Origin of the sequence: Haloferax sp. AS1 (assembly GCF_014530665.1) — an archaeon.
In the GTDB taxonomy this organism is placed as follows: Archaea; Halobacteriota; Halobacteria; order Halobacteriales; family Haloferacaceae; genus Haloferax; species Haloferax volcanii.
In genome coordinates this window covers 184,474-199,084 of sequence record NZ_SPSA01000003.1, presented here as the reverse complement: position 1 = coordinate 199,084, position 14,611 = coordinate 184,474, and the positions used below count along the sequence as shown (strand labels likewise).

Genomic DNA, 14,611 nt, shown 5'->3' with positions numbered 1-14,611 from the left:
GTTTGATAGGTCGATAGCGCGTGTGTTAATCTTTTCCCTGCTATCGAGTGGCACGGATACGCTCGGCGCGAAACGACCGAAAAAACAGCGACGCGAAATCGACCGACTGGGGTGTGCTCGTCAGTCCGCAGCGGACGCGGCACCGTCGCCGCCCTCCGAGCCGCCGCGACCGCCTTCCATGTCGTCGGTCGAGACGGTGGCCGCGTGGCGGGCGCGCAGGCGGGGGTTGAACAGCCGGTCCGTCCCCTGGGCGAACAGTTGGAGGCCGTACGTCATCGTGACGATGAACAGTATCGGCGCGAGCAGCCAGTGGAAGCGGTCCATGCCGGACAGCGCGCCGCCGTTGCGGGCGATGTTGAGGATGACGCCCCAGTTGCTCGTCGTGAACGGCAGCACGCCGATGAAGTACAGGCCGACCGACTCCATCAGGATGTTCCGCATGGAGCCGACGGTCCCCATCGTCAGCATCGGCATGAGCCGGGACATGACGTTCTTCGAGAGGATGCTCGACGTGGGCAGTCCGAGCACCCGCGAGGCCTCGACGTGGGACTCACTGCGGATGGTGAGCACCTGCGACCGAAGCTGTCGGGCCAACCGTGGCCAGTTGTCGATTGCCAGCACGAACCCGACGAACACCGGGCTCTTCGGTTCGAGAATCACGGCGAGGACGATGACCAGCGCCAGTCCGGGGATGTTCATCATCACGTCCGTCACCGTCATGAGCACCTTGTCGATGACGCCGCCGAGGTAGCCGGCCGTGACGCCGAGAAGGATGGCCAGGCCGAGCGTCACCGCCGCGCCCGACAGCATCATGATGAGCATCGGACGGGTCGCGAGCACCTGCTGTGCGAGGAGGTCGCGGCCGATGTCGTCGGTGCCGAGCGGGTAGCGCATGTTCTCCAGCGGTTGCAGGAGAATCGGCCCTTGCATCGGCCTGACCTCGGGGACGAGGTACGGTCCGAACAGCCCGAGGAAGCCGAAGATGCCGAGGATTATCGCGCCGACGCGCGCCCGCGGCGAGGTCCAGATGATGCGGAACGGGGTCAGGAGGCTCTGGTCGATTCGCTCTCTGATGTACTCGCCGCGCGAGAAGTCGGAGCTATCGACGTCGAAGCTCATCGCGCCGCTGGACGAGATGCGGTTGCCTTCGATGCGGTCGTCGATGGTTTCGGTCTCGTCCGCGCCGCCGCCCCGCAGGCGGTTGACGAATCGCTGGAGGGTTTCGCGGTACGACCGCGAGTAGGACTCGCGCTGGGTGTGCCCGGCGCGGGGGTCGATGAAGCCGTAGGTGAAGTCGGCGATGAGCAGGCCGACGACGGTGACGATGGTAAAGAGGATGACCGCCGCCATGACCGTCGTGTAGTCCCGCGCCATCGTGGCCTCGTAGAAGTAAAAGCCCATGCCGCGGTAGCGGAATATCTGCTCCATGATGACCGACCCGCCGAACAGGCTGGCGAGCCCGGCCATGAGGCCGGTGTACATCGGCAGCATCGAGTTCCACCCGATGTACCGCAGTTGAATCCGGCTGTCGGGCAGTCCCCTGAGTTCCGCCACGTCGACGTAGTCCTCACCGATGATGCGGGTACAGTGCGCCCGGAATTCGAGGCCGCCCCACGAGGTCAGCGCGAACGACATGATGGGCAGCGCGGCGTGTCGCAGCACGCTAGCCATGAACTCGATGTTGAACCCGGGCGTGAGCGCGTTGTCGTAGCGCCCGCCGTTGGGGAAGAACTCGGTGCCGAACCCGAGCATGAACAGCAGCACGAGGCCGACGATGTAGTACGGGACGGCGTCGGAGAAGATGACGAAGTAGCTTCCCACGATGTCCCAGGCGTCTCCCTCGTGGACGGCGAGGAAGCCGCCGATGAGAAACACCATGATGGTGCCGATGACGAGGGCGAAAAGCGAGACGAACATCGTCCACGGGATGGCCGGTCCGAGAACGTTCCAGACCGGGTCCGCGTAGAATATCGACCGGCCGAAGTCCAGTTGCGCGACCGAGATGATGTATTCGACGTACGCCTGCAACATCGGTTCGTCCGGGTTGACGTTCGAGTACATCTCGACCATCTGGTTGAGACGGGTCGTCGAAACCGCCCCTCCGGAGCGCTGTCTAATCTGCGCGGCGATGTAGTCCATCGGCCCGCCGGGAATGAGCCGAACCGTCACGAACGAGAACGTGATTGCCGCCCAGACCGTTATCAGGGCCTGCGCTATCCGGCGCACGTAGTAATTTTTCTCGACCATCCTTGCTAGTTGTTAGCTCTCATGTGTGTACTTAATCATTATGAATCGGGCCACTTTCGACCGCACTCGACCGAACCGGCCTCGCCGTCGTCGCGTCCGGGGCGATTAGTTCCGCCTCCGTACGGGGAGTTCACCGCATGGCTGAGACGTGTGGCTGTCTCGGTGAGACGACGGGTTCCGGTTCAGATGGCGGCGCTCGGTGAGATTACTGGCCTCCGGCCGGGTGGAAGTACTCGGTTCCCATCTTGGCCATGTACTGGCAGTAGGAGTACTGACCGACCTCGACGATTTCGTAGCGATACGCCGGATTCCGGTTGTTGTCCGGCGGCATCGTCCCCCAGTTGTCGTGATTCAGCCAGTAGCCGCCGGTACCGCCCTCCTCGTTTATGAGCATCATCGGCAGCGTCTGGTTGAATATCCACGAGACCTCGGCGACTTTCTGTCTGCGCTCTTCGTCCGACATCTGCGTTCGGAGTTCGTTGAGTTCGTTGATGACGTCGACTTCTCGGAGGTCGCCGTCGGGGTTCCCGATGGGGTACGGAACCTCCACGGTGCGGTCCATCGCCCAGTTGTCGTTGGTCGGAAGCGGCTGTCCGGACAGCGACTCCTGAACCCTAAACGAGTTCGAGAAGCCGAGGAACGGCGGGCCGGACTTCGCTCCGCCCCAACTGTCGAACAGCATCTCCCAGTCGCCGGATTCGAGCGTATTTCCGGCGCGGATGGTCGCCTCCTGTGCGGTCACTTCGGTCTGGAGACCGAAGTCGTCTAGATAGGTCTTCGCGATTTGGGCGAACCGCAGGGCCATCGGCTCCTCGTCGGACGTCGCCGTGTAGAACCGGAGGGTGACGTTCTCCCCGTTCGGGTCCTGCCAGCGACCTCCCGACCGGGAGAAGCCGGCGGCTTCGAGGAGTTCGGTCGCCCGCTGTTCGTCCACGTCGTCTTCCGTGTGGGCGTATCGGTCGAGTTGCGTGAGAGCGCCGCTCGGCCACTCCGAGTTCCCGCCGAACCAGGGCACCTCCTTGTCTTGGCCGATTCCGGTCGGGATGCGGTCTTCGACCCAGTAGGTGCCGTAGTCCGGGACCCACTCGACGAGCGGTCTCCGGGGGACGATGTGGTGAATCGCCTTCCGAACGCGCGGGTCGCCGGTGATATCGCTTTGGCAGTTGAGCAGGACTCCCATCGACCCGCTTCGCATCTGCGGCGTGATTTGGTCTTCCGAGAGGTCGTCGGCGGGACCCCATCCGCCCTCTCTGAGTTGGTCCCGGGCGGACTGCGATTCGGGTGGGTAGCTCACGTCGATGACGCCCTCCTGCATCGCCCTCGTCCGCTGTTGCTGGTTCGGGTAACGGTGCCAGTCGAGGTTGTAGTCTATCATGTCGCCCGTGATTTCGCCGTTCGCCCACTCGGCGTCGCTGAATGGGCTGACGTAGTCGTCGTAGGGTTCGAAGTGCGCGACGTTCTCCTCCCCGCTGACGAACTCCCAGACGGAGTTCCCCGGCACGTTCGCGTTGTCCCAGACGTCCTGCTGAATCGCCTGCATCATCTCCTGTTGGGCGGAGGTTCGCTCCGATTCGGTGGTGGCGTCGTCGAACATCTCGGCGTACTGCCCCCAGATGTCCCGGTGCGCCCAGAGCCACGCCCGGCGCTTCATGTGACCGAACTCGAATATCTCCCGGCTGATACTGGGCTCGACGAGGTCGAAGGTGAGTTCGTACGTCCCGGTCTGCTCTACGTTCTCGTACAGGGGCTGTGCGCCGTAGCCCTTGTGGACGGTCTGCATCAGCTGACCGATTTTGAGCTGCGTCGTCACGTCCTCCGCCGTCAGGTCGTCGCCGTTGTGCCACGTGTAGGTGTCGCGGATGTTCCACGCGACTTGTCCGTTGTCGGCGTACTCCCAGTCCTCGACGACCATCCCCTTCGTCTGGTTCGACACCTTGTCGTGGACGGCCAACTGGTCGAACATCGCCCAGTACCACCGAAACGAGAAGTTCGCGGCGTTCCCGTAAGGGTTGAACCGGGCGTTCGTCGGCGCGAGCGAGATGATGTGGTCGAGCGTCTGTCCCGACGACTGACCGTCCGACTCGCCGTCGGTCGTCGTGCTTCCACCGCCGCCCTCGTTTTCGAGGGGTGTCGGCGTGTCCTCGTCCCCGCCCTGACTACATCCTGCCAGCGCGGCGGCGCCGGCGGTGGCACCGAACGCGTTTCGAAGCAGACGACGTCGCGTCTGTGGCGACACGTCTTCCCATTCACCGTCGCTTATCCAGTTGTCGGACTCAGCGCTGCTTTGCGAATCCATCACACAGTACTCATTACGACTATTCTATATATACCCATCGATAATGCTGATTATTTAATGACATTAAGTTTGACTGCGCGGACGCGCTTGCGACTCTGGAGGCCGAACCGCGGGACGGTGTCCCCAAAGGACTATTATGGCGTTTCCCGAAATCGACGGTAATGGGAACCTCAGAACGGTCGTACTTCAAATGTTGGATCTGCCGGAAGAAGATGCTGTGGACGACCGTGCTCTCGTTCACGCTCCTCATCGTCGTGCTCGGACTCCTCGCGATGACGGGCATCGAGCGCGGGACCGCCTCGTACGTCGTCCTCATGATGGACTTCGCCCTCGCCGGCGTGCTTCTCGCGACCGTCGGCGTCGTCTTCTGGCGGTGCGGCTACCTGAGCGACGCGCTCGACTGACCGACTGACTCTCGGCCCGGTCTCGTCCGGTCTGGCCCGTTCCGTTTCGGTCCGTCCCGGCCGGTCTCGGTTTCTTTCTCGCCCTCGCTCTCGACTCGCGTCGCCACCGTTCTTCATACTACAATGTCCTGTTCTCCATACCACGCTGATATTTTTGACGCTATCATTCCGCTGTCTATTGATTTCGGCGTCGAGTACACCTCTGAGACGGCCGTTTTTGTTCGCGTACGGGGAACTCAGACCCGTCGGCCGAGCGGGCGTCCCCCCGAACCGACGCTCTGTCAGCGCCCCGTGTTCGAGAATCCCCGCTCTCAGGACTCATATCGGCAGGACTGCGGTCGGTGGGCGTCTGTCGATTGCCGTGACGCCGCTACAACCGTAATGCTCGTTTCCCCGCGTTCTGCTCGTTTCGTTACCCGCCAGATATGTCCGAAAACGGGTCGTAGACGGCCTCAGATGCGAGCTATCGCTTCTCTCTGTTCTGTTCGCCCACGGGGAACGATTTACCCCGTTTACGGCGTCGACACGCACTTGTGAGGTCGTCGCGTTCGTCGAAACGACACCGAATGACCGGCTTCGACTACGACGACTGGTTCGACGGCGTCCTCCGAGCGAGCGACGGGAGCGACAGTTCGGTCGCGTCCGCGGGCACCCCCGGCCGGGCGTTCGCGGCGTGGCAGGCGTCGTTCCGCGGCGAACTGCGCGATGTACTCGGATTCCCGGCGATGCGTGACCGCGCCGTCGAGGGCATCGACCCGAGGCGACGGGAGCGCTCGGGAGGGTCGGTTCAACACCGGAGTTACGAGCGACAGACGTGGAGCGTCCGCACGGAACGGGGGTTCCGCGTCCCGTTCTATCTGCTCGTCCCCGACTCGGTGGACCCGCCGTATCCCGTCGTCGTCGCGCTTCACGGCCACACCGAACACGGCAAGGACCTCGCCGCCGGTGTCGCAGATGGCGAGGCGGCCCGCCGTCACATCACCGACGACCGACGGGACATCGCGCGGCAGGCGGTTCGCCGTGGCTTCGCCGTCGTCGCCCCCGACATGCGCGCCTTCGGTGAGCTAGCCCCCGACGCGGCCGACGAATCGAACGCGTCCAACGCCGTCAGCGCGTGTACGTACTGGCAGCAGCGCGCCCAACTCGTCGGCCGGTCGCTCGTCGGCGAGCGCGTCTGGGACGTGTGCCGGCTGGTCGATTTCGTCGCGGACGCCCCCGACCTCGACGCGGACCGACTGGCCGTCTGCGGTCACTCCGGCGGCGGGACGGTCGCACTCCTCGCGGGCGCGCTCGATGAGCGACTCGGGGCCGTCGTCGCCTGCGCGTCGGTCTGCCCGTTCGAGGACTCCATCGTCCCCATCGACCACTGCCTGTGCAACTACGTCCCGGGCCTCCGACGCCTCGGCGAGGTGTGGGACATCGCCGGCCTCGTCGCTCCGCGGCCGCTCCGCGTCGTCGCTGGCGACGCCGACCAGATTTTCCCGATTGCCGGAACGAGACGCGCGTTCGACCGCATCCGCGAGCGGTACTGCGCCGCGGACGCCGACGGCGAGTGCAGTCTCTACGTCGGCGACGGCGGCCACCGCTTTTTCGAGGCCGGCGCGTGGCCCTTCCTGCGCGACCGGCTCTGAGGCGACCTGCCGTCTTCCTCCCATCGGGCGACCGGCCGTACTGCGCCGTGGTACCTCGGCACAACGTTTATCAACGCGCTCGCGGATGCTTCAGGCGTGACTCTCGAACAGCGGAACGTGCGCGACTACGGTATCGACGACGACGATTCGTTCGACACGGCGGCGATTCAGACGGCGCTCGACGACTGCGCCGGAACGGGCGGCGAGGTGTATCTCCCGCCGGGGACGTACCGAAGCGCCCCGCTCCGCGTCGGCGACGACACGACGTTCAGGCTGGCCAACGGCGCGGAACTCCGGTTCGTCCAGGACTTCACCGCGTTCCCGACGGTCGAGAGCCGCTGGGAGGGGTGGAACCAGGACGGCTTCCACCCGTGTCTCTACGTGGCCGACGCCGCGAACGTCACCATCACCGGCGAGGGCGTCATCGACGGCGGCGGCTCCTACTGGTGGGAGTTCGTGTCGGTACCGCCCGAGCAGTACCCCTCCGAACTCACCGAGCGCCTCGAGGAGATTCGGAGGGGCAACAAACAGGACGCGGTGAGCACGTTCACGGTGCGCCCGCCGCTGCTCCAGATAGACGGCTGCGAGAACGTGACCGTCTCCGGCGTGACGCTCCGGAACTCCCCGTTTTGGAACACGCACGTGGTCTACTCCGACGACGTGACGATTCACGACGTCTCGATTCGGAACCCCCCGGACGCCCCGAACGGCGACGGCATCGACATCGATTCCTCGCGATTCGTCAGGGTCAGCGACACCCACATCGACGCCGGCGACGACGCCATCTGCCTGAAGTCCGGCAAGGACGAGGAGGGCCGCGAAGTCGGTCGCCCGACGGAGAACGTCGTCGTGACGAACTGCACGGTCGAACACGGCCACGGCGGCGTCGTCATCGGGAGCGAGACGGCCGGCGACGTGCGGCACGTCACCGTCACGAACTGCACCTTCACCGACACCGACCGCGGCATCCGCATCAAGTCCAAGCGCGGCCGCGGCGGGACGGTCGAGGACCTCCGGTTCGACACCATCGTCATGCGCCGCGTCGCCTGCCCGTTCGTCATCAACGGCTACTACCAGACGGACATCGACAGCGACCCCGAGCCAGTCACCGAGGCGACGCCGAACGTCCGCAACGTCGACTTCCACCACATCACCGCCGAGGAGGTCGAGTCGGCGGCGTTCCTCGCCGGCCTCCCCGAACAGCGGTTCGAGGGCATCTCCTTTACCGACGTGGACATCGACGCGACCCGCCCGTTCGACGCGTCGGACCTCTCGCCGGCGATGGCGAAGGGCTACGACCAGCGCCACGGCGTCTTCTGTAAGTCGCTCGGCAGCGTCTCGTTCCGAGACGTTCGCGTAACGGTCCCCGACGGGAGCGGGACCCCGCTGACCGCGGAAGCGAGTTCGACCGTCGTCCTCGAGGGCTTCGAGACCGAGGCCGACGAGGGGCCGGCCGTCGTGGCTGACGGCGTCGAGCACCTCCGAATCGGCGGCTGTGTCGCCCCCGACGACGGCGAACCGTTCGCGCACGTCCGCGACGGCGCGGCTGGCGCGAATGACGGGGAGTCCTCGGTGCTCCTCGCCGGCAACTACGGCGACATGGCCGAGGCCGTCGTCTCGGTCCAGCCGGAAACGGTCGAGCGGTAGGCGACGCCCGACGCACTCGTTTTTGCGAAAAACGCTCCTGTGCGCTTCAGTCCCGGAGCGACGGCGCGGCGAACTGGCCGTTCTCGAACGCAATCGGCGAGGGTTCTTCGACCACGCGCAGGCCGTCGCGGTCGCGGGCCTCCTCGACCAGCGCCGGCGAGGCGTACAGCCGGTGGAGGTGCATGGTGTCGGCCGCGCGGACGACTCGGACCGTGTCGGGGTCGACGACGCCGATAGTCGAGAGCGCGGCGACGACGCCCGCGCGGTCGGTCTCGACCACGGGCGGGAGCTTCACGCCGCGGATGGTGCTCGCGGTGAGCGCGTTGATGAGCGTCGTCCCCGCGTCCAACTCGGCGGCGATGTCCTCGTGAATCACGTCCGCCGACCCGACGCCCATCGCGTTGCCGTGGGTCTTCTCGGTCAACCCGCGGGTGTAGATGCGCTTGATGTTCGGTTTTTCCGGGGCCGGTTCGTTGATGGAGAACGGTCGGCGGCCGATGACGTTCGTGTCCATCCCCTGCCCGCTAATCTCCTTGCCCTGCCGGTCGAACACGGCCAAGTCGAGCTCATCGAACGGGAGTTTCGGCATCAGTTCGTAGGCGGTTTCGAGCAGTTCGCGCTCGCGGTCGAGGAAGCCCGACGGGGGGACGCCCTCGATGAGTGTGGTGTCGTCGTGCTGGTCTTCCACGATAGCGACGCCGCCGACGATGGGAAGCGAGTCCAAGAGCTGCTCGGTTATCTCGGGAATCATCCGTCGGAACGACCAGTCGACCGCCCACTTGTGGGCGATTTGCGCGCCGCGCTGTTTGCCCATGCCGATGACGAGCATCTTCGACAGCCCGCTTTCGACCTCGCCGTCGAAGTCGGTGTGGGGTTTGACGCGGTTGACGGGGACGATGGCGTCCGCGGCCGCGGCGTTGGCGTCGGCGACGACGGGTACGTCGCGGTCCGGCGTGCGCCCGACCTCCACGACCTCCATGCTGGACCGAATCTCGCAGCCGATTCGCGCTTCGGTGACGCCGAGTTCGTTCAGCATCTCCCGCTGTCCCTCGCCGGTCGCGCCGCCGTGGCTCCCCATCGCGGGGAAGACGAACGGCTCGTACCCCGCCTCGGAGACGGCGTCGACGACGCCCGCGACGATGTCCGGCAGGTTCGCGATACCGCGGCTCCCGACGCCGAGCGCGACCTCGCCGCCCTCGGGAACGTCCGCGAACGACAGCGTGTCGACGGCCCGTGCGGCCGCCTCCGGCACGTCGTCTGTCGGAATCGGGTCCGTCTCCCAGACCTGTTCGACGATACCTAACTCGGGGAGCGGGGGGTTGCCGCACGCTTCGAGGATAACGTCTTCCGGGACTGAGAGCCAGTCTGCGGGGTTCTCGTTGTCATCTGTGTGCATGCCGCACCCGACGGCCGAGTTCGACATAAAACTGTTCGTCGGGGGCGTTCCTACGCGCTGAGGTCGTCGAGGACGACCCGGCGACCCTCCTCGGAGGACCGATAGCTCGCCTCGGTGAGTTGGACACCGCGCGCCCCGGCGGTGAAGTCCCACGGGAACGGCTCGTCGGCGACGACGTGGCGGACGAACTTCTCCCACTGGAGCTTGAACGCGTTCTCGAACACCCGGTTGTTTGGGACGCCCGTCCAGTCCTCGTAGAAGTCGTGTTCCTTCGGCGTGTCGGGGTTCCACTCCGGTTTCGGCGTGTTCGCGTGGCCCTGCGTCTTGCAGTCGCGCAGGCCGGCGACCGCGCTTCCCTCGGTCCCGTCGACCTGGATTTCGAGGAGGTCGTCGCGGTTGACGCGGACGGTCCACGAGGAGTTGAGTTGGGCGACGATGTCGTCTTCCAACTCCATGATGGCGTAGGCGGCGTCGTCGGCGGTCGCCTCGTACGGTTCGCCGTCCTCGTCGATTCGCTCGTCGATGTGGGTCTTCTGGAGACAGCGGACGGACTCCACCTCACCGAACAGGTTCTCCAGCACGTAGCTCCAGTGGGAGAACATGTCGTCGACGATGCCGCCGCCGTCCTCGGCGCGGTAGTTCCACGAGGGGCGCTGTGCCTCCTGCCCGTGGCCGGTGAACACCCAGTAGCCGAACTCGACGCGCACCGAGAGGATGTCGCCGAAGAAGTCCTGTTCGATGAGCCGCTGGAGCTTCAACAGTCCGGGGAGCCAGAGTTTGTCCTGGACGATGCCGTGTTTCACGTCGCTGTCTTCGGCCATCCCGGCCACGTCGAGCGCGGCGCTGAGGTCGCTCGCCAGCGGTTTCTCGCAGTAGACGTGCTTTCCGGCGTCGATAGCCTTCATGACGCTGTCAGGGCGGCGGGGGGTTATCTGCGAGTCGAAGTACACCTCGTCGTCGCCGTCGAGACACGTTTCGAGGTCGGGGTCGACGGTCCAGCGGTCGATGCCGTGTTCCTCGCTCAGTTCGCGGAGTTTGCGCTCGTTGCGGCCGACGAGAAGCGGGTTCGGCATGACTCGTTCCCCGCTGGGGAGTTCCACGCCGCCCTCCTCGCGCAGCGCGACGATAGAGCGGATGAGATGCTGATTCGTTCCCATCCGGCCGGTCACGCCGTTCATGATGATACCTAGCTCTTGCATGGGCTAACTCGTTGCACCAATCTGCTGGTCGGAGTGTAATAACCTTTTGCATGGTTTCGGGTTCCGCCGTGAACGATTCGCGCGTCTGACCGTCGCCCGCACCCGTGAACAGCCGATTCGACGCCGAATGTGAGCGCGGAGCCGACGACGTGCGTGACTCGGGCGACTCCGATTCGGGTATGCCGAACTTTATATGCATCCTCCGACGTGTTACAAACATATGCTTGTAATATATTGGGTTTCACCTCGTCATTTCGTCACAGACACCGTTTCATTCGTTCGCCACTCTCGAACTTTATCTACTGCCGTCGCCCCAGTTCGGGGCTACCATAAATTATAACAATCGTTGAATATGTTATCTGGTGAGTAATTCGCTCATGACACCTGACAGGAGAACGTTCCTCCGCGTGCTCGGAGCAGGCAGTATCGGCGCGACGACTGCTGGCCTCTTCGGTGGCGGCGCTGCGGCCGCGACCGTGATTTCGATGCAGGGCGGCGGCGACGACATCTGGGGCACGGCCGACGCGTTCCACTACCACTACACGGAACTGAGCGGCGACTTCGACGTCGCCGTCCAGAACACCGGCATCGACAACGTCGAAAGCTGGACGAAGGCGGGCCCGATGGTTCGCGAGTCGCTCGACCCCGACGCGAAGAACGTCATGGTCCGCCGCCGCCCCAACGGCGAGGCGTCGATGCAGTACCGACCCGAAGACGGGGCCGAGACGAACAGCGTCGGCGGCACACCGGCCGACTGGCTCCGCCTCGCGCGAAGCGGCGACACGATAGAGACGTACCACTCCACGGACGGCGAGACGTGGACCTCGATTACCACGCTCGGCGGCGACGACATCTCGCTGGGCGACAGCGTCTACGTCGGTCTGGCCGTCACCAGCCACCTCTCCGGGACGCTCGCGACGGCGACGTTCCGGAACCTCTCGGGGGCCGACCCCGACCGGAACCGAGACATCGGCGACGTCGATGTCGCGGGAAGCGTGGAGAGTACGGCGGGCGTCCCGCTCGTCTCGACCGGCGACGTGACCGCCATCGCCTCCGACGCCGCGACCCTCACCGGCGAACTGAGCGACCTCGGCGGTGCCGATTCCGCGGCGTGTTACTTCGAGTACCGGGAGGTCCCGACCGAGTCGTGGAACACCACGGCATCGACGGAACGCTCCTCGCCGGGCGCGTTCAGCGTCGAGGCTGACGACCTGACGGACCGCCGCTACTACGAGGTGCGCGCGGTGGCCGACACGGCCGACGGAGACACCGCGAGAGGCGCAGTCTCCACGTTCAGCACGCCGAACCCGTCGAACAGCAAGGCCCCAGACAGCGCCGGCTCGGACCATGCCGGTCCGGACAGCGCGTCGCAGTTCGGACCGAGCGACGGGTTCGCGGACGCGGCACCGTGGCTCGACGACGACACGCCGGTCATCGTGATAACCGAACCGACGCGCCGTCAACTCGAAAAGGCGGTCACCGTCGACGGCGAGCGACTGGTCGTCTTCGAGACCAGCGGCACGGTCGACCTCGGCGTGCGCGACCTGCCGATTCCGTACGACAAGTGCTACATCGCCGGGCAGACCGCGCCCTCGCCGGGCGTCACGTTGGTCAGGGGCCGCGTGAACGTCGCGGCGAGCGACTGCGTCCTCCAGCACGTCCGGGTCCGACTCGGTGACGCGGGAATCGAGGAGCCGACCGAGGACTGGGCGCTCGACACGGTCAACACGGCCGACGAGACGGAGAACAACGTCATCGACCACGTCTCCGCCTCGTGGAGCGTCGACGAGTGTCTCTCGGTCGGCTACGAGACCGCGGACACGACCGTCTCGAACTGCCTCGTCGCCGAGGCGCTCGACGACTCGGTCCACCCGAAAGGCGAACACGGTTACGGGTCGCTCATCGGCAACGACGCGACGAACGTCGCCATGCTGGGGAACGTCTGGGCGTTCAACACCGACCGCCACCCCCGACTCAAGGAGGGAACCGAGAGCGTCGTCGTCAACAACGTGATGTACGACTTCGAGGACGGAACGTGGCTGGACCCCGACACCGAGGCGAGCATCGTCGGCAACGCCTACCGCAACCCCAACTCCGACAAGGCGAACGTGTTCGCCGAGGACGATGTGGACACGGCCACCGCGTACCTCGAAGACAACGTCACCGACGACGACGTGCCGATGGTCGACGAGAACGTGACCGTCGTCGACGAGCGACCGCTGTGGCCCGACGGACTCGCGGCGATGCCGTCGGACCGGACGTTCGAACACAACCTCGAAAACGTCGGCGCGCGCCCGGCCGACCGGACGGCGACCGACGAGCGCATCCTCGAACACGTCGAACTCGGCGCGAGCTATCTCGTCGACAGCCAAAAGCAGGTCGGCGGCTACCCGGACCTCCCGGTCAACAGCCACGAACTGAACGTCCCGAACGGCGGGACCCGACAGTGGCTTCGGTCGTGGTCTCGGCGGGTCGAATCGCCCGACGGCTGACTGCGCGGAGCCGACGCGCCGCCCGCGACCGGCTATATTGCTTGTACCCGCATCTTTTTACATCATTTTCGGTGAACTACGTGTATGGGTGCGAACATCGGATACATCGGTATCGACCACCACCACCGGGACCCCTACTTCGCCGTCGCGAGCGAGTTGGACGCGACGATTACCGCGGTCTGCGAACCCGGACGACGGGTCGACGTGGGGAACATCGCGGCGATGGACGACCGGCCCGACGAAATCACGACCGAGGGACAGGACATGGCGGACCTCGTCGGCGGCGCGGCGGTGTACGAGGACCCTCACGAACTCGTCTCCGACGCCGACGTCGACGTGGCGTGGATAACCTACCGGAGCGACGAGACGCCGGCAATCATCGAGAGCGCCGTCGAGAACGGCGTTCACGTCATCAGCGAGAAACCCATCGCTCGGACCGCCGCCGACCTCGAAGATATCGCTGACCGCGCCAACGAGCTCGGCGTGACCGTCTCACCGACGATGTACTACCGGCGCAACCCCGTCGCGATGACGCTCCGCGACCGGGTTTCGGAGGGCTTCTTCGGTGACGTGTGGACGCTCGACGGCCGCTTCAACGCCAGCCAACTCTCCTACCGCGACACCGACCACTACCTCTACGACCGCGAGACGAGCCGCGGCGGCGCGCTCCAATGGATAGGCCCGCACTGGGTCGACGTGATGCCGTGGATTCTCGACGACCCCATCGCGCGGGTGAACGCCCGGTTCCACGACGCGGTCGAGGCGGACGTGGAAGCCGGTGCCGTCCTCCAGTTCGAGACCGAAAGCGGGACGCTCGGCACGTACCACACCGGCTACTACCTGAGCGACCGCGGCAAGGACACGCACCTCGGGCTCTACGGCACCGAGGGACAGGCGCTGACGCCGCTGCACCACGACTCGCTCCAGCACGAACCCACGGTCCCGCTCGATATCACCTCGGAGCACCCCGACTGGACCGCCGCGCCGAAGCGGACCGTCGAGTTCGAGTTCACGTACGACCGCTTCCCGGCGTGGGGCGACTTCGTGCAGGACTACTTCGAGGACTACTTCGCGGGCTACGAGACCGGCGACGTGCCCGCGACGGTCGACGACGCCGTGCAACTGCTGCGCGTCCTCGACGCGGCGTACGAGTCCGGCGAGCGCGGCGGGTGGGTCGAAGTCGAGGGGTGACGTCGGTCGACGCCGCCCGGACGCCGCCCAACACCGTCTCGCTGAGACCGCGTCCGCTTAGTCGTTCGACCATCCCGAATTTTAAATACATAGCCGAAAATATTGAGG

9 protein-coding genes are annotated in these 14,611 nt (G+C 65.5%); 5 read left to right on the top strand and 4 right to left on the bottom strand.

All coding sequences use genetic code 11. The annotated features are described in order from the left end of the window. Positions 1–120: 120 nt before the first annotated feature. Positions 121–2,247 carry an ABC transporter permease subunit gene (locus tag E4P24_RS17790; protein ID WP_115803635.1) on the bottom strand — a complete coding sequence of 709 codons (2,127 nt, stop codon included), beginning with the start codon at positions 2,245–2,247 and terminating at the stop codon, positions 121–123. A 205-nt stretch (positions 2,248–2,452) separates the two neighbouring features. Beyond that, positions 2,453–4,543 (bottom strand): ABC transporter substrate-binding protein, encoded by a 2,091-nt coding sequence (locus tag E4P24_RS17785; RefSeq protein ID WP_115803636.1) that lies wholly within the window; start codon positions 4,541–4,543, stop codon positions 2,453–2,455. A gap of 161 nt (positions 4,544–4,704) precedes the next feature. Between E4P24_RS17785 and E4P24_RS17780 the strand changes: the two genes are divergently transcribed. From E4P24_RS17780 to E4P24_RS17770, 3 genes are all read left to right on the top strand, one after another. Continuing rightward, positions 4,705–4,947, top strand: a complete 243-nt coding sequence (locus tag E4P24_RS17780; protein WP_223174116.1) for a hypothetical protein — start codon at positions 4,705–4,707, stop codon at positions 4,945–4,947. Between the two features lie 566 nt (positions 4,948–5,513). Beyond that, positions 5,514–6,578 carry a S9 family peptidase gene (locus E4P24_RS17775; RefSeq protein WP_115861392.1) on the top strand — a complete coding sequence of 355 codons (1,065 nt, stop codon included), beginning with the start codon at positions 5,514–5,516 and terminating at the stop codon, positions 6,576–6,578. 96 nt (positions 6,579–6,674) lie between these two features. Then, positions 6,675–8,225, top strand: coding sequence for a glycoside hydrolase family 28 protein (locus E4P24_RS17770; protein ID WP_115861390.1), 1,551 nt, complete (start codon positions 6,675–6,677; stop codon positions 8,223–8,225). Positions 8,226–8,271: 46 nt separating this feature from the next. On the opposite strand, the gene E4P24_RS17765 is transcribed toward E4P24_RS17770, so the two are convergent. Both E4P24_RS17765 and E4P24_RS17760 read right to left on the bottom strand, forming a co-directional pair. After that, positions 8,272–9,648 (bottom strand): DUF362 domain-containing protein, encoded by a 1,377-nt coding sequence (locus E4P24_RS17765; RefSeq protein WP_188148970.1) that lies wholly within the window; start codon positions 9,646–9,648, stop codon positions 8,272–8,274. 23 nt (positions 9,649–9,671) lie between these two features. After that, complete coding sequence (locus E4P24_RS17760; protein WP_188148969.1) at positions 9,672–10,820, bottom strand: Gfo/Idh/MocA family protein; 1,149 nt, start codon at positions 10,818–10,820, stop codon at positions 9,672–9,674. A gap of 377 nt (positions 10,821–11,197) precedes the next feature. Here E4P24_RS17760 and E4P24_RS17755 point away from each other — a divergent pair, with 377 nt between their 5' ends. Further along, a complete protein-coding gene (locus E4P24_RS17755) occupies positions 11,198–13,312 on the top strand; it encodes a pectate lyase (protein WP_188149052.1) in 2,115 nt (704 codons plus the stop codon). An 84-nt stretch (positions 13,313–13,396) separates the two neighbouring features. Then, the gene (locus E4P24_RS17750; RefSeq protein WP_008605611.1) at positions 13,397–14,503 is read left to right on the top strand and encodes a Gfo/Idh/MocA family protein; all 1,107 of its coding nucleotides are present in this window, start codon (positions 13,397–13,399) and stop codon (positions 14,501–14,503) included. The last annotated feature ends 108 nt before the right edge of the window (positions 14,504–14,611 follow it).